Source organism: Alteromonas sp. ABV4_150, assembly GCF_056311745.1.
Map to the genome: position 1 here is coordinate 4,314,373 of NZ_CM149971.1, position 16,101 is coordinate 4,330,473.

The 16,101-nt window shown below is 43.8% G+C and carries 16 protein-coding genes and 1 pseudogene; 6 read left to right on the top strand and 11 right to left on the bottom strand.

Annotation, left to right across the window (positions count from 1 at the left end; genetic code table 11):
- Window positions 1–209 precede the first annotated feature (209 nt).
- Entirely contained in the window at window positions 210–1,931 is a 1,722-nt protein-coding gene (locus ACYX4M_RS18700) for a serine hydrolase domain-containing protein (protein WP_476081270.1), read from the top strand.
- A gap of 147 nt (window positions 1,932–2,078) precedes the next feature.
- On the opposite strand, the gene ACYX4M_RS18705 is transcribed toward ACYX4M_RS18700, so the two are convergent.
- The 4 genes from ACYX4M_RS18705 to ACYX4M_RS18720 form a co-directional block, all read right to left on the bottom strand.
- Window positions 2,079–2,342, bottom strand: coding sequence for a Txe/YoeB family addiction module toxin (locus tag ACYX4M_RS18705; protein ID WP_474873467.1), 264 nt, complete (start codon window positions 2,340–2,342; stop codon window positions 2,079–2,081).
- Window positions 2,335–2,589: a type II toxin-antitoxin system Phd/YefM family antitoxin gene (locus ACYX4M_RS18710; RefSeq protein ID WP_474873468.1), complete on the bottom strand. Its 255-nt coding sequence runs from the start codon at window positions 2,587–2,589 to the stop codon at window positions 2,335–2,337. Before ACYX4M_RS18710 ends, ACYX4M_RS18705 begins: the two co-directional genes overlap by 8 nt.
- A 258-nt stretch (window positions 2,590–2,847) precedes the next feature.
- Window positions 2,848–4,062 carry a beta-ketoacyl-ACP synthase I gene (fabB, locus tag ACYX4M_RS18715; RefSeq protein ID WP_476081271.1) on the bottom strand — a complete coding sequence of 405 codons (1,215 nt, stop codon included), beginning with the start codon at window positions 4,060–4,062 and terminating at the stop codon, window positions 2,848–2,850.
- A 295-nt stretch (window positions 4,063–4,357) separates the two neighbouring features.
- Complete coding sequence (locus tag ACYX4M_RS18720) at window positions 4,358–5,923, bottom strand: AMP-binding protein (protein WP_476081272.1); 1,566 nt, start codon at window positions 5,921–5,923, stop codon at window positions 4,358–4,360.
- A gap of 223 nt (window positions 5,924–6,146) precedes the next feature.
- Here ACYX4M_RS18720 and ACYX4M_RS18725 point away from each other — a divergent pair, with 223 nt between their 5' ends.
- Both ACYX4M_RS18725 and mnmC read left to right on the top strand, forming a co-directional pair.
- Window positions 6,147–7,421 carry a Kelch repeat-containing protein gene (locus ACYX4M_RS18725; protein WP_476081273.1) on the top strand — a complete coding sequence of 425 codons (1,275 nt, stop codon included), beginning with the start codon at window positions 6,147–6,149 and terminating at the stop codon, window positions 7,419–7,421.
- Window positions 7,422–7,424: 3 nt separating this feature from the next.
- A complete protein-coding gene (gene mnmC / locus ACYX4M_RS18730; protein WP_476081274.1) occupies window positions 7,425–9,485 on the top strand; it encodes a bifunctional tRNA (5-methylaminomethyl-2-thiouridine)(34)-methyltransferase MnmC2/FAD-dependent 5-carboxymethylaminomethyl-2-thiouridine(34) oxidoreductase MnmC1 in 2,061 nt (686 codons plus the stop codon).
- Window positions 9,486–9,623: 138 nt separating this feature from the next.
- On the opposite strand, the gene ACYX4M_RS18735 is transcribed toward mnmC, so the two are convergent.
- From ACYX4M_RS18735 to ACYX4M_RS18760, 6 genes and pseudogenes are all read right to left on the bottom strand, one after another.
- Window positions 9,624–10,349 (bottom strand): FlgO family outer membrane protein, encoded by a 726-nt coding sequence (locus ACYX4M_RS18735; RefSeq protein ID WP_476081275.1) that lies wholly within the window; start codon window positions 10,347–10,349, stop codon window positions 9,624–9,626.
- A 10-nt stretch (window positions 10,350–10,359) separates the two neighbouring features.
- On the bottom strand, window positions 10,360–11,124 hold the full coding sequence (locus ACYX4M_RS18740; protein ID WP_476081276.1) for a FlgO family outer membrane protein: 765 nt from the start codon (window positions 11,122–11,124) through the stop codon (window positions 10,360–10,362).
- A gap of 4 nt (window positions 11,125–11,128) precedes the next feature.
- Entirely contained in the window at window positions 11,129–11,794 is a 666-nt protein-coding gene (locus tag ACYX4M_RS18745) for a FlgO family outer membrane protein (protein ID WP_476081277.1), read from the bottom strand.
- 345 nt (window positions 11,795–12,139) lie between these two features.
- Entirely contained in the window at window positions 12,140–12,484 is a 345-nt protein-coding gene (locus tag ACYX4M_RS18750; protein WP_474873474.1) for a VOC family protein, read from the bottom strand.
- A gap of 45 nt (window positions 12,485–12,529) precedes the next feature.
- A pseudogene (locus ACYX4M_RS18755) lies at window positions 12,530–12,628 on the bottom strand (GNAT family N-acetyltransferase); the annotation flags it as partial.
- Between the two features lie 130 nt (window positions 12,629–12,758).
- Complete coding sequence (locus ACYX4M_RS18760) at window positions 12,759–13,466, bottom strand: hypothetical protein (protein ID WP_476081278.1); 708 nt, start codon at window positions 13,464–13,466, stop codon at window positions 12,759–12,761.
- 136 nt (window positions 13,467–13,602) lie between these two features.
- Here ACYX4M_RS18760 and ACYX4M_RS18765 point away from each other — a divergent pair, with 136 nt between their 5' ends.
- The gene (locus ACYX4M_RS18765) at window positions 13,603–14,214 is read left to right on the top strand and encodes a chalcone isomerase family protein (RefSeq protein WP_476081279.1); all 612 of its coding nucleotides are present in this window, start codon (window positions 13,603–13,605) and stop codon (window positions 14,212–14,214) included.
- 50 nt (window positions 14,215–14,264) lie between these two features.
- On the opposite strand, the gene ACYX4M_RS18770 is transcribed toward ACYX4M_RS18765, so the two are convergent.
- Window positions 14,265–14,750 carry a DUF2938 domain-containing protein gene (locus ACYX4M_RS18770; protein ID WP_476081280.1) on the bottom strand — a complete coding sequence of 162 codons (486 nt, stop codon included), beginning with the start codon at window positions 14,748–14,750 and terminating at the stop codon, window positions 14,265–14,267.
- Between the two features lie 90 nt (window positions 14,751–14,840).
- Here ACYX4M_RS18770 and ACYX4M_RS18775 point away from each other — a divergent pair, with 90 nt between their 5' ends.
- Both ACYX4M_RS18775 and ACYX4M_RS18780 read left to right on the top strand, forming a co-directional pair.
- Complete coding sequence (locus tag ACYX4M_RS18775; RefSeq protein ID WP_476081281.1) at window positions 14,841–15,254, top strand: helix-turn-helix domain-containing protein; 414 nt, start codon at window positions 14,841–14,843, stop codon at window positions 15,252–15,254.
- 229 nt (window positions 15,255–15,483) lie between these two features.
- Window positions 15,484–16,092, top strand: coding sequence for a lactoylglutathione lyase family protein (locus tag ACYX4M_RS18780; protein ID WP_476081282.1), 609 nt, complete (start codon window positions 15,484–15,486; stop codon window positions 16,090–16,092).
- Window positions 16,093–16,101: the final 9 nt, after the last annotated feature.

Below are 16,101 nucleotides of genomic sequence, written 5' to 3' on the forward strand. Positions count from 1 at the left end.
AGGAAATAGCAACCCAGTCAAAGTGAAAAGAACAAGTGCAAAAGCATTTTCGTCAGTAGGTAGCTAATAGAAAATCTGTTTGCCTACTAATTAAAACAACTTTACTCTAACCTTTTCCTGTGACTAGCTTTTGCTTTTTTGTGCAGTGTATTGACGTTTGCTCTTCGTCGGAAAAAATTGAAAATAAGTGATAACAAGGAATCGTTAAAATGTCTAAATTTGCAGCCCGTCTAGTCATTAGTGTACTGCTATCAATTGGTTTATGCGCCTGCCAACCATCGTTAAAACCTGAAAAGTCTCTTAATAGCCCCTCAAAACAAACCCTAGAATTCGACCGACTATTTGCCCAATTCGATGATATTAATAAACCAGGAGCCTCAGTTGCAGTTCTGCAGGATGGAGAGATTATATTTTCAAAAGGTTATGGCAGTGCAAACCTTGAATACGATATACCTGTTACGCCAGAAACTATGTTTCACGTTGCATCTGTATCTAAGCAATTTACCGTATTCGCCATTCTTCTACTGGCTGAAGAAGGTAAGTTAAATTTCGATGATGACATACGACAATACATTCCAGAAGTGCCGGATTTTGGTCACACCATAACCTTACGACACTTAGCATCACATACAAGCGGCATGCGAGATCAATGGAATTTGTTGCGTATGGCTGGTTGGCGATTAGATGACGTAATCACTACCGAACACGTATTAAAAATAGTAGCGCGACAAAAAGAGCTAAACTTCAAACCGGGAGAAGAGTTTCTTTACTCAAATACCGGGTTCACACTATTAGCAGAGGTTGTTGCACGTGTTAGCGGTAAATCTTTTGCGCAATTCACGCAAGAAAGGCTGTTCACGCCATTGAATATGAGTAACAGCTTGTTTTACGACGACCATCAAAAGATCGTTAGCAATAGGGCCTACTCATACGAGCGTAACGGCAATGGTTACAAAAAAAGCGTGTTGAACTTTTCAAATGTAGGTGCAACCAGTTTATTTACGACCGCAGAAGATCTGCTGAAATGGTCAGCTAATTTCACCGAACCGACTGTAGGTAGCCCTGCTATAATTAAGCAAATGAATACTCTTGCGTCCTTAAACAATGGAGAAACATTTGGTGGCGCATATGGGCAATTTATTAGTCATTACAAAGGTATCAAATATTTTCAGCATAGCGGCGGAGACGCAGGATTTCGTTCGTATTTAGCTCGATTCCCTAACCAAAATTTAGCAATTGCAATATTGAATAATGGCGCAGATGCAAGGCCATGGGAATTGGCTCTGCAAATGGCTGACAGTTTTTTGGAGAAAGCCCCCCCTCCCCCTCAGAACGCGATTGCTGACGCATTTTTAGAGTCAATTTCACCTAAAGAAAAATCTAATTTTCTTGAGTTAGATGAAGGCACACTCAAAGCTTATGTGGGTCACTATTGGTATGAACCAGAAACGTACTCAAGAGAAATATATTTAGAAAATGGGAAACTAATGTATTCAAGAGGGGAAGACAACGTAAGTGTACTCGCTCCTATCAGCGAAAATACCTTCAAAATGCTGAATGTAGAGGGAGAGATTTATGTTAAGTTTACTGAAAGTGATGAGAAACAATTAATGACAGTGCAAGTAGACAACGTCGATACGTATGTGTCGGTTGGCTATACACCAGTCAAAATAACCAGAACCTGGTTATCACAATTCGCCGGCAGTTACTTTAGCCCTGAACTTTCTTCCACTTATCACTTTTCACCAGAAAATAAACAGCTGAAAATTTCTCATCACCGTCTAAGCGACCATTATATTGCGCCAATCAAAGGTGACTTTTTTAGCTCACAAGTTGGCGATATCCTATTTGAGCGCGATGTTCACGGTGAAGTGAATGGCTTCAGAATATCTAACGGTCGTGTTCGGAACCTTTACTTTAGAAAGCTATAGACAAGAAAAATAAAAACAATTTATTTTTAAACTTATCAATTTGGCCCATAAACATGGCGGCTATAATAAAAGCGAGGTGAAGTAACCGCCACGTTTGCGGCCCAGTGAGCCCGCGAGCGACTTTATTAGATTGTTAGCAGACACCAGCTAGTAATGGTAACGACACGAGATAACCGTAATTGCAGTATCGTCTACGGCATATACCAAACGGTTGGTGTCATCTATTCTGCGTGACCAGAAACCAGCAAGGTTTTCTTTTAGAGGTTCTGGCTTTCCAATCCCATCAAACGGAGAGCGCTTGACATCGGTTATTAATTTATTGATACGTTTTAAGGTTTTCTTGTCTTGAGATTGCCAATAAACGTAACTATTCCAAGCTTCATCAGTCCATGACAACAACCTGTTACTCATCGATAAGTTCTCGCTGAACCGTTTTTGACGCTTTGAACTGAGTTATTGAACGATTTAAGTGTTCAGCGTTCGCTGGAGAACGAAGTAGATGAACGGTTTCCATAAGGCTGTTGTAGTAATCTAATGACATTACAACAGCATCTTCTGAGTCACGACGGGTGATTACCGTTGTATCTGCATCGTTGACTACATTGTCCAAAACAGCTTTTAGTCCATTTCTTGCTTCTGTAAAAGAGACAATTCGCATTTACCACCCCACTTGTACATTATATGGGACAAGTTTAGACCAGAAATGAGCACATGTACAGGATATTGCGCATAACGGAGGCGTGAAAGCTAACAGCTTATTGCTGATACTTCATAGTATCGAAACGCAGGTTTAATCAAAGAAACAGCAACAAAAAAGGGCGTAAACACAAGCACTCATGGTACTCAGGTTTACGCCCTTTTTGTTTTGAAGCTTCTAACAGAAGCTAAAAACGCTTACTGATTCAAGCGGTTTTAATTAACCATTATAGCGCTGCATAACAAGCGTTGCGTTAGTGCCGCCAAAGCCAAAGCTGTTAGACATCACTGTGTTTAGTGTTGCTTCACGTGCTTGGGTAACAATATCTAAGCCTTGTGCTGCATCGTCCAGCGTGTCGATGTTAATTGATGGCGCGATAAAGTTATTTTCCATCATCAACAAGCTATAGATAGCTTCGTTTACACCCGCTGCACCCAATGCGTGACCTGTCAGTGACTTTGTTGCACTAATAGGTACGCCCGCTTGGCCGAACACTTCTTGAATCGCCGCAAGTTCTTTAACATCACCTACAGGCGTAGACGTACCGTGAGTATTTAAGTAATCGATTGGCGCATCGATATTTTGCATTGCCATCTTCATACAGCGAATTGCGCCTTCACCCGACGGTGCAACCATGTCGAAACCGTCTGATGTAGCGCCGTAACCTACAACTTCGCCGTAGATTTTTGCGCCGCGCGCTAGTGCGTGCTCAAGTTCTTCAACAACAACCATACCGCCGCCGCCAGAACTTACAAAGCCGTCGCGTGCTGCGTCATAAGTACGTGATGCCACAGCTGGATTGTCGTTATATTTAGAGCTTAGTGCGCCCATAGCGTCAAACTGGCTTGATAGTGACCAATGTAGCTCTTCACCACCACCGGCGAATACTACGTCTTGCTTACCAAGTTGAATAAGCTCTAGCGCATTACCAATGCAGTGAGCACTGGTTGCACAGGCCGAGGCAATTGAATAGTTTACGCCGCGAATTTTAAACGGTGTGGCTAAACAAGCTGATACCGTAGATGCCATACAGCGAGGAACCATATATGGGCCTACACGTTTAACGCCCTTTTCGCGAAGAATATCTGCAGAAAGCACTTGGTTTTCAGAAGACGCGCCACCTGAGCCTGCGATAATACCTGTGCGCTCGTTTGAAATGTCGCTTTCTTCTAAACCAGAGTCTGCAATGGCCTGTTGCATTGCCACGTATGCGTAGCCGGCTGCATCGCCCATAAAACGCATTGCTTTGCGGTCGATGTGATCTTTTAAATCGATATCGATGTCGCCCCAAACTTGGCTGCGAAGGCCCATTTCGGCGAACTGTTCTGAAAATGTAATTCCAGACTTACCCGCTTTTAGTGAAGCAAGTACGTCATCTTTATTTACGCCGATGCTTGATACGATACCAAGACCGGTGATAACTGCTCTTCTCATAGTTTACCCTTTGCGTTGTTGCGGCTTATGGTAACGATTTTGAACGGTAAAGTGGTCTGCTCTGCCAATTGTCCAACTCGAACTAGCTATACTTAAGCGTTACAGTACCTGTTTCAATGCTGTGCATATTGGTACAAACAGGTTACTTGACCACTTCCCTTCTCTTTCATTATTACCGTCTGCGGCTACGTTGTTTTTTATTTTAATAAGTCCAATGTAGCACGAATGCACAGGGTCATGACCAGCGCTAATTTATACCTTCACAAAACCTTCAAAATAGCTTTAGCGGTTTCTTTCATTGACTAAATTGGGCTCTAAGTTTGTGCTTAAATATTTTACCCGTATCTTCTCTAGGTAGGGCTTCGTGTATTTGCAACATTTTAGGCCACTTGAATCGCGCTAGTTTCCCGTCTAAATACCTGTGTAGTTCATCAATCGAAAGCGCACTGCCGGGTGAGCATTGAACAGCCACCACAACTTTTTCACCATACTCAGCATCAGGCACGCCGAACACTGCACAGTCTGCGACCTCTGGCATTTCTATGATGACGCTTTCTATTTCGGCAGGAAATATATTGGCACCACCAGAGATAATCATGTCTTTTTTTCTATCGCAAATATATAAGTAACCCTCTACGTCCACATAACCCATATCGCCTAATGTCGTGAATTCACCAACATGCAAGTCTCTTTGCGTTCCCGTAGTATTGGTATATTTGAATGGCGCGAACATGGAAAGGTGCGCATATATAACGCCAACATCACCTACTTCGCACTCCTCTTTATCGTCGCTCAGTATTTTAATCGCGGCACCGGGAATGGGCTTACCCACAGAATTAGGTTTGGCCAATGCCTCTTGAGATGAAATTAAGGTCATAAAGCCTAATTCGCTAGCGCCATAAGACTCATAGAAAATTGGACCAAACCAGTTAATCATGGCTTCTTTCACATCGCTCGGCAATGCCGACCCGGTAGATAAGGCAAAACGCAAACTTGAAGTGTCGTATTTGCTTCTTATCGACTCGGGCAATTTAAGTAGCCTCACCATCATGGTGGGAACAATATAGGCGTGGGTCAGTTTAAACCGCTCTATGTCTTGTAAAAAGCGTTCGGGATCGAATTGAGGCTCAATAAATACATCAATATTACCCGCTGCTAAACAGCAGAGCGTAAGCGCATGTGGTGCACTGTGATAAAGCGGTGCCGAGACGAAAAAGCGATCACCTTCTGATAACTGCATTAACGCTTCAGACAGCCCCTTAAATATTAAATAAGGGTCTGGCCGCGTTAGGTCTTCATCTCGCTTGATACCTTTGGGTTTTCCGGTACTGCCAGATGTGTAGGGAAACATGCCCTTAAAGCGCTTTGGCGGTTCATTGTGGCGCGTTGGGTTTGGGGCAGCTAATCGTGTATCAAGGCACTGGTACTGTGCCCCAGCTTTCGTTTCTGTAGCCAACTCAGAATCATCTGTAAGATGATAGCGATCTAAAATACTTTTTGGTGTTTTAATTGTGTATATCATTGACAAGGTGGGAACGCGTGACAACGGTTGGAGGTCACTCTCCCCCTTTAATAAATCACGATGAGCGAAAAGCACTTTAGCGCTGCAGTCGTCCAGAATGGGCAAAAGTTCGGCAATGGGGCTGTGCCAATTAAGCAGAACATAGCGCGAACCCACATATCGGCATGCCTCTACTATTTCAAATATATCGACGTGGTTTCGCATAAAAATAGCGACCACATCGTTATCGCACACACCATGTTCAGCAAGTGCATGTGCGATGATACGTGCACGTTCATCCATTACGTTTCTTGTGCGTTTGCTAATGCTTTGACCACATTGGTGAAAAACGCCTGCCATATCTTCTCCCTGAACTATCTTCAAACGATTCATAGCCAAACTTAACAAATTATTTACAACAACAATTAAATAAGCGTATTGTTTTTACTGATAGATTCTTATTTGCAGAAGCAATAAGAAAAAAAGAGTTTTAAGCAGGTACAAACTTTTGCGGAAAAACAAAAAGGTGACAGGTAGAATACGCGGCCAAACGTTCTAAATTTAGATAAAACTGAAGATTGCTGTGTTATTAAAAAAGCCAAGAACCATTGCTCTACGCATTTTCCAAAGTGCGGTACCCCGACTTTCTTTCGTAGTGGCTGCCTTTATCATTACTTCTGCAGCGACTGTCTCAACAGCAGCAGCGCCTATCGCCCTCCCCGCGCTACCAGAGCCAGTTTCAAACAATGCCGTAACTTCTATAACCATAGACGACACACAATATGTATTTAGTTTTATGGGACTGGGCAAAGATAAAACTCATAACGATGTGCACAACCGTGCTTGGCAGCTTGTGATTAACAACAACTATAAACCTTCGCAATGGCAAGCCCTTCAACCAGTTCCATCAAGTCTTGCGCTAAAAGGCCGCTTGGCATCAGTAGCAGTGGGCGTAAAAGACAGCGTTTACATTTTTGGCGGTTACACGGTTGATAAAGACCATAATGAAATTAGCACCCCAGATGTTTATAAATTCTCGTCTGTAACTGAGGAATATACGCTGTTGGCGCCTATGCCCGTCCCTGTTGATGATGCAACTGCTTTAGTTTACCAAGACCGTTACGTGTACTTAATTTCTGGCTGGCACAACGATGGCAACATAAATCTTGTGCAGGTTTATGATACGCAAACCGGCCAATGGCATCAGGCGAGCCCTTTTCTTGGCAGTCCGGTATTCGGGCAAGCTGGCGGCATCGTTAATAACACCATGGTAATTTGTGACGGCGTTTCTGTAACACCTCACAGTGATGAACGCCGCAGCTTCGCGCCAGAAACTGCCTGCTTTAAAGGCGTAATTGATAAGCAAAACCCTTTTAAGATTGATTGGCGTACACTTGACCATCCAACGGGTACTGCGCGCTATCGCATGGCCGCAGCGGGCGATAAGGACACCAGTAAAATCTATTTTGTTGGCGGCTCGACTAATCCGTACAACTATAATGGCATTGGCTATAACGGCGAGCCTTCAACTGCAGATGACGCCATCTGGATCTTTGATATTGCACAAGAAACCTGGGTTATATTAAAAACAGATGCTGAAGTGCCTACAATGGATCACCGCGGGTTAATTAACGTTAATGGTTCTTGGGTCACCATTGGCGGTATGATTGGTGCACAACGCGTTACTAGTAAAGTCATTACGCATTTTTCAACACGTGCAAAAGTGTCCTGTCTATCTACAAGGCTCGCTAGCTCTGGCGTTTCAAAACAAGCATCGGATGGGCAAGCTGTTGAAGTAGTGAAAACTGCTTCCAATTCAAAGTGCCAACAAAAAAACAACATCAACGGAGAAAAATAAACAGTGAAATCTAAGCATGCACAGGTTCATTTTAATGAGAGCGGTACACCTGTCGCCGACCATTTTGACGACGTTTATTTTTCTAACGACAGCGGAATTGATGAAACCCAACACGTTTTTGTTGCAGGCAACGACCTTGCTGAACGCTGGCAACAGTGGCGCAACCCAACTTTTGTCATTGCCGAAACAGGTTTCGGGACTGGGCTTAATTTCTTAGTTGCTATGCGTGCTTTTAACGAATTTAAAGCAGCGAACCCTGATCATCCGTTAAAGCGCCTGTATTTTATTACCACGGAAAAGTTTCCACTGCCTCAACAGGATATGAAGCGCGCACTAGAAGCTTTTCCTGCTCTTAAAGACGAAGCGGAAGCACTCGCTTCACTTTACCCCATGGGCCTTGAAGGTTGTCATCGCCTTCATTTTGACAACCATTCAACCACACTCGACTTGTGGATTGGTGATGTTCACGAACTTCTACCTCAATGGCATTCTCCTGTAAATGGCCTCATCGATGCCTGGTTTTTAGATGGTTTTGCACCAAGCAAAAACCCTGATATGTGGACCGATGCACTGTTTAGCCAAATGGCTCGCTTGTCAAAAACAGGTACAACCTTTGGAACCTTTACCGCCGCAGGCATCGTAAAACGTGGGCTTGCTGGTGTAGGTTTTACCATAAAAAAACGCGATGGTTTTGGCCGTAAGCGCGACATGCTGACCGGCGTTTTTAGCCAAGACAATGAGAATGTGCAGTATAGACTTCGCCTGCCTGCTGGCCCCTATTACAGGTACGCTGACGACAGTTTAGATAAAACAAGCAAAGTCGCAGTAGTAGGCTCCGGCCTTGCCGCAGCTTCGGCATGCCTGGCTTTAGTAAAACGCGGCATTAGCACTACTTTGTATTTTGATGGTGAAACACTTGCGAGCGGCGCGTCTGGCAACCCGCAAGGCGGTTTTTACCCGCAGCTTCATAGCGAAGCAAGTATTGCCAGCCGCATTCAGGCGCATAGTTTTTTGTATGCTAGACAAGCCTACGACCACACTATTGAACATGCAAAAGCCTGTGGCCTAGCCGACGTTGCCCATGATTTCTGTGGCGTTATTCAACTGAGCTTTAACGACAAGGTAGCAGAACGCCAAAATAAACTGGCAGCAGCCGACGTATGGCCTGAAGCTTTAATTAAACCCGTGGACAGCAAAGAAGTGAGCGATATCGCTAACCTAGCTCTTCCCTACTCAGGCTTATACATTGGCTTGGGCGGATGGCTTTCTCCTCCACAGCTAGTTACTGCCATGATTGAACAAGCACTTCAAAGTGGCAAACTCGAGCTGAAACCCAATCATACCTATATAACTCATGAGGCAATTCAGACAACAAAGCAGCGGGTGCAGATTCGTTTTAACTTAGATAGCGCTGAGAGTGAAGAAGTTATTACTGCCGATCACCTTATTCTTGCCCTTGGCGCAGGTGCAGTAAACGCTAGCGATTTTAACAGCCTGTCCCTTCGCCCTGTTCGTGGTCAGGTTGAAGCCATCCCCACCCAAATGCCAATTGAACAGCTCAAAACGGTATTGTGTCACAAAGGCTATATGACACCTGTATTCGAAGGACGGCATGCGTTAGGTTCAACCTACGTTAAAAACGACTTAAGTACCGATGTGAGAAGCGATGAAACCGAAACGAACCTCGCCACACACGAACAGGCGCTGGCAAACACCGACATCGTGCAAGCATTACAACATGACGGTAAAGCCAGAGCCGCTACCCGTTTAGGTTCACCCGACCACCAGCCTGTTGTCGGTGCACTACATAACTTTGATTCATTAAAAGAACTCTACACTATGCTAGGCGTGGGCAAGCCGTTAACCAGCGCGCCAGTGTTGCCTGAAAGTGTAGTTTCCACGCTTACTTGCTTAGGGTCACGAGGGTTAACCACAGCGCCTTTAATGGCAGAGGTCTTGGTGAGCAGTCTATGTAAGGAGCCGCTACCTTTAAGCAATGATTTGCTTAATGCTGTAAACACAAGCCGCTTTATGACTCGCGACGCGATTAGAAGTCAGGGTTAAAATGCGCATCAGCCTCGCCAACATTCTCTTATTAGCTAGCTCTTGTTAGCTAAACACGTAAGTTCGGATGTTTAGAAGTTTTAAAGCGAATATGAAATGAGTTCGCTTTCGAAGGCAGAGCGCAATGGAAGTAAATGGCTAGTTTACGCTAGCCATTTTATTTAAATCCATCACGATAAAAGCGGGAATGTATACGTTAGCGCTTGCCACCACTTGCTTATTTTCCAGCGACACAATACGTGCGTTTACGCGCACGCCTCTGTCATCTTCAATGATGGTGCCGGTTACAACATGGTCCATTTCAACCTGCTTAGCGAGTGCAGTACCATCTCGAGTAAGTACGAAATCGCCCACTGGCGTTACGGTAATGCCACCTGCAAGCTTAAAGTCGACAACCGCTAACCCAAAGTCTTGCAGCTCAGCTATTAGATACTCTGAAAGCTGATTGCCTAACACGGTGCTGTCGCTCAACGACTGATTAAGCCTCACAAAACTCGCCACACCCACCATATCTTGCTGCGTAAGACGGGTTGCATTGTCCATTAACTCCATCGCAAGCTGCGAAGCGTAATCGTTTAAACGTTTGTGCGTTTGTGAAGGTGAATAGCCATGGTGTAGCGGGTCTTTGTAGCCGGGCTCTACTTCCACGTGCTGTTGATATTGCCTATCGCGAGAATCTGGTGTGTACTCTAACCCTGAACGGCTTGGCACAGGAACTGGCTCGGCGTGATGCGTAATTTCACCGTCTTCACCTAACCAAAATGAGCCAATAGACTCTGTGCTAGTGCACCCTGTCATACAACCACTTAGCATTACGCCAACGACTACCCAACTGCTAGGCAAAAGCTTCTTTGTAAACACCATGCTGAAACTCCTAGCCGCGACTTAGCTTAACGCCATCGCGCATACCGTTTTGCTGGCTACCGTCACTTGGAATAAGTGCATCTACCACGTAGAACGGCACTAACATTTGCGCAGTTGCCACCACTGCGCGCGACTCCATGCCCAAAATACGAGCGTTAACTAACACGCCACCTTGGTGCTTGGTCATGGTTCCGGTTAACACGTATTCAATAGGTAGGCTGCTGCTCAATTCCAAATAATCTCGACTTAATACAAAATCGCCGTCGTCAGTAATGCGAATATACTCGGTAGCTTTGAAGTCTATAACCGGCACGCGGAATTTATGCAGTTCGTGCACAAAGGATTCCGCCATCTGACGACCAAGTAAATCTGTTTTCTGCAAGTCAGTATCTAGCAGTGCGAAATGGGTTACACCAATAGGTGTTTTGTTATTCACGTATTCCATATTGGCAATTAAGTCTTGCGTCATGTTTTTCACATAGTCGCCAATATGCTTGGTTAGAGGTCTACCTTTATACGCGCCCTGTACGCTCGAATACAAAGGAGGTTGACCGATAGCACCGTACGCGTCCATACCCTGAGACTGGGTATCACTGTTATTTTCAACTGGCTTTGAAGGAGCGCGGTCGGCGGCAGTAATATCAATCACGTTCATGGCCGGGCGCTGAGGCGCTTGTTCGGCCACCTCTTCTTCCCCCATCATCATAGAGCACCCGCTAACGCTTAGCAGTGAAGCACAAAGCGAAAGCGCCGCGTATTGATTTCGTCTTTTCATGGGGTTACCTCGTACCTTCAGTTCTGTATAACTTGCCGTTTCTGGTGGTTACTTGTTCTTCGCGCCAAAACAGTTCGGCAGGGAAAAAGCGTGTTGCCGCAGCGACAATGTTTTTATTTCTAGCGTTGATAATTCGAGCGTTAACCACCGCACCAGACTCTTGATACACCATGGTGCCGGTTATATAAAAATCGACGCGCTCAATATTTGAAAGCTGGTCGATATCGCGGGTTAATACTCTGTCGCTTTCGTCACTAACAATTATATCGTTCGAAAGCTTGAATTCTTGAGTAGAAAAGCCTCTTTTCGTGGCCTCAGTAATCATTCCCTGTTCAAGCTGATGGCCCAACAACATTAACGGGTGTTGATGATCGGCACTGTATTTCATGGTATCGGCAGGTACAAAGCCGACTACCGCATAGCGAGACTGACGTGCTGGACCAACATCAGCAAAAAGTTCGTTCGCCAACATATAGGTGTGGTATTCCACATTACCCAATGCCGATACGTCGCTGGCATCGGTTTGCGCAAATTGACTCTTAGGTTCGTCAGATGAAGAGCAACCAGAGAGTAAGCCCAAGAGAAGCGCCGTATATGCCAAGGCTTTCGCGACTAAGCGACCATTTTCTGTCATCAAAGCGTGATAGACAGGTTTTGTCATACTTTTCATTACACGTGTCCAGTGAAAAACGTCAAATTTCTATCGGAAATAAGCAAAAACTCATCGAAAAACAGTGATCAGCTACTATGCAAACCGACATTTTCAGTGTCTTTAAACAGGCTTCTGCAAAATTCACACCAAAGAGAGGCAACAAGCAGCATTGACCTTACATTGAAGGTTACATTGAAGGTTACATTGAACAAAATTGCTGATAACCAAGTGACGTAAAGCGCCTAGTTTTAGAAGATGTGCCATTTTCAGAACCAAAAGAATTTGATGTTTATCGTCAGGCTGCTCATAAGAAGCGGAGGCGTCTTGCCGCCTTAGGACAGAAAGCTGCCGATAATTAAACGGCTAGCTAGCTAATTCGGTAATGTGAAGTAGTTCGCCCGACGGGCCCCACAGATAGAAAACACTTCCCCAATGTTGTTGCTCAATTGATGAAATTTTCGTTTTATGTAACGAGCGCGAGCACAAATCAAAAGCGTCCTGAATGTCTGCTACACATATTTGTAGCATAAAGTTATTCGCCAATTCAGGATTATAGAAGCGCTGAAGAAAGAAGAGACAATCACCATTTTCAAACAGTGTTAGGTCTTCATTTACGTATTCTGCATTAAATCCAATCTCAGAATAAAATGCTTTAGAAATGTCGTAGTTTTTGCTTGGAATAAAAGTTTTAATATCGATGACGTCCATATCTTGAGATCCCTCGCATTTCGCTGCTTTAAATTTAATTCGTGGCTAAATGGCAATAACAGCAAGCATGTCTTCGCCATCTTCATCTAACCCCACCTCTTCGAAACCAAAGCTTGAATAGAAGGCTTTGGCGACAGAATTCTTGTTTTATACCATATCTTTATTTGTTTGAGCTCAGAAGTTTGCTATGTGAGGGTGATGGTTTGAGATAAAGCAACGCTGCCAATTCCATCTACAAAAGCAAACATACCTGTTAATCGAAACCAAGCGCTTTTTAAACGTCAATCACGGTAAGCCCTAATTGCTCAGCTTTTATTGTATCGATAGAGTCAAATTGTATTTTACAGCCGGCCTTAATCATATTAAGCCACGCACTGCGTAGTGCATCGGGTCGCTTGCCAGACCAAAATGATTCAGTCTTATTGATGTAAGCGACCACAGTGTCAATATAACCATCATTATAAAGCTGACGCACCAAATCAAAGTCTGGGCCAAAAGCACCCAGCAGCGCAGAATCAACACTCTTTATAGAATTATGTAGCGCATGAAATGCACCCGCAACATCGCCTTGCCGATAGGCTATCCACGCTCTAGCGATATCCAGATAATGATTTTCACTACTGAAACCATCGTACACATCGCCCGCTATTTGTTGTTCTGTGCTCATCTCATCAGCATATTCAAATGCGCGCTCAATCTTCAATTCAGCTATTTCAATGGGCTCAAATTGCGCACTATATTTTATATGCCTACTTAAGTTGTTGAGCACTTGATATGGATTACTGTTGAGCGACAAACTCAGTTGATAGTCTTTCCATGTCTCATTAAGCAGTCGACGATTTCTTGATTCAAGGTATGCAAAACGCTTCTCAATATACTCTAGGTACTCAGGATCATCACAGCCTTGCAGGTAATCTGCATGACTTTGTTTACTTAAGGTAACAAAAAGGACTATATAAAGAAGAAAGCTTATAAACTTCAAGAGAGTCTCTATTTACTGTTGTCTATCTTCGTACTGAAAAAGTATAGAAATTGATCGCAAATTGTCGTTAACTGCAATTAACGCTATCAGTACTGCTACAAATAGATATTTTAATAGCTTTTTCAGAGGAACAGTTTTGTCGCAAGTAATTTTAAACCGCGGTCTAATTCTTTTAATGATGACTTGTTTTAGTGTGACAGCCGAAGCAGTGATTGATTCGACATATTCCCACAGCATCTCAGTCGAAAACAATTCTACAGCTATTTCAGATGCTCTTAAGTTAAGCGGAACCACCGTTAAAAAGCGCTTTTTCTTTAGCGTTTACAAATTGAGCCACTTCATGGCAAAGCCTAGTGTTAACTTTGCATCGAAAGAAGCGCTGATCACGTTTATTTTAAATGCAGACACACAGCAGCGCCTAGAATTGGAGTTCCTAAGGGATGTATCCCGAGAGCAAATAGAGGAAGCACTAATTGAAGGCATTGAGCGAAATAACGTCGATGCTGACCTTAGTAAAATTAAAGAGGATATTAAAAGACTATCTGCTGGATTTCAGGATGAAGTAGGAAAACATTCAACCTTAACAATATCCAGACTTCCTTCAGATAAGCTAAGTGTGTTTTTCAACAATACCTTGGTTGTCGAGACTGAAAACAAAGCGTTGGCTGACGCCTTGTGGTCCATATGGTTTGGCAAAGACCCAATTGTAGATACAGAAGACTTAGTAAAAAACATTTTAGCAAATTGAGGTGTAAGAAAATCGCGGCCAGTGTTGCGCTGGCCGCGTATTAGGTATTGCTATAAAACAAATCTCACTATCAATGCCGAAAGGTACAGCCCAATGCCAAATACAGCATGGTTTAAAACGCTGTGTAGACGGACAGCGTTAGGATTAGGTGTTTTAGACGCAGCAACTCCTGCGCCCATACCTGGCTGCAATATAAAGAACGGTGCAACGACCGTAGCGATACCGAGCACCACAGCTGGACCTAGTGTCGGTTCGAACAACCAAGCTTCTCCAAATATAAGGAAAAGTAACACCGCATAGCCAATACCAATTACGTAATGTGCTGCCCACCCAATAGTTTTCTCACCACTCACAGCATCGGCGTTGGCAATAGAAGTATGGAAGAACCGCCCCTTTCTCATATGCCCTACCCAACGCCCCACCATGCCCCAATTTGTTGGAGCAATACCAAACAATTGTTGCCTTAGCAGCGCCCATAAATCCATCACTAGAGTAGCTCCAATGCCAATCAGTAAGATAAAAACAATATTCTGCATATTCACACTCGATAACTAGTTACAATCAATTAGAGATGATAGCCTACAACTTCAAGCTAACTTTAAGTCAAGCGAACCTTTAGAAAATGTATGGAAATATCTCAAGTTGCCAAAAAGTCCGGAGTTTCAGCATCCACGCTGCGGTTTTATGAAGAGAAAGGTCTTATCACTTCTATTGGTAGGCAAGGTATACGTCGCGTATTTAGCCCGAATGTACTAGAGCGCCTTGAATTAATAGCATTAGGTCGCGCTGCAGGTTTTTCTTTAGATGAGATTGCGGGCATTTTGGGGAACGAGGCAAAGCCCGAAATTGATCGTGAACTACTACTGAGAAAAGCCAATGAACTAGACGGAACAATAAAAAAGCTCACAGCCATGCGCGATGGTCTGCAACATGCTGCAGCCTGCACAGCACCAAGCCACTTAGAATGCCCAAGATTTCGCCGTTTGATGAACCTTGCAGGTACAGGGGCAATAAAAGGCTTAGCAACGAACAGAAAGTAAAATGACAGCTTTTAGGCGTGTATTTATTCGAACTGGAATTTGAAACTATACGTGCACACCCTTCTGGCTATTCGCCCAGCGCAATTATCCTATTGAAAGCCGAAATAATAATTTAAAATTATCAAAATAATAATAATCCATAATTTCAATTTAATAACTTTAAAAACTAGTATATCGGTCAATCAAGGGCACTTGCCCGGTTTACAGTAATACAACAGTTAAGGAAGTTATGATGAAGAAGTGGCTATTAATGATGGCGAGTTTATCGGTATTCACTCTACCGGCATTTACTGCAAATGCTGTGCAGGAAACACTGAATAAAAAAGAGCAAGCCTCACACGCAGCATATCCGCGTTCTTTTTCCCACATCGGTATTTCAGTACCCGATCTGGAAAAAGCAGTAGAATTTTATAGTGAGGTACTGGGTTGGTATACCATAATGGGCCCGACTAGTGTGCAAGAAGATGACAGCGCAATTGGCAAAATGTCGACCGACGTATTCGGCAAGGGATGGGGCAGCTACAAAATTGCTCATATGTCTACAAGTGATAAGGTAGGTGTTGAGCTGTTCCAGTTTGAACAACAGAAAAACCCTGACAATAACTTTAAATATTGGGAAACGGGTGTGTTTCACTTCGCAGTTCAAGATCCAAATGTTGAAGAACTGGCGCAGAAAATTGTGGATGCCGGCGGTAAGCGTCGAATGGAAAAGCCTCGCTACTACTACCCGGGTGAAAAGCCTTATCGTATGATTTATATGGAAGACCCGTTCGGTAACATCATCGAAATTTACAGCCACAGCTATGAACTTCACTACGCTAGCGGCGCTTATAAGTAAGCGTTGTAT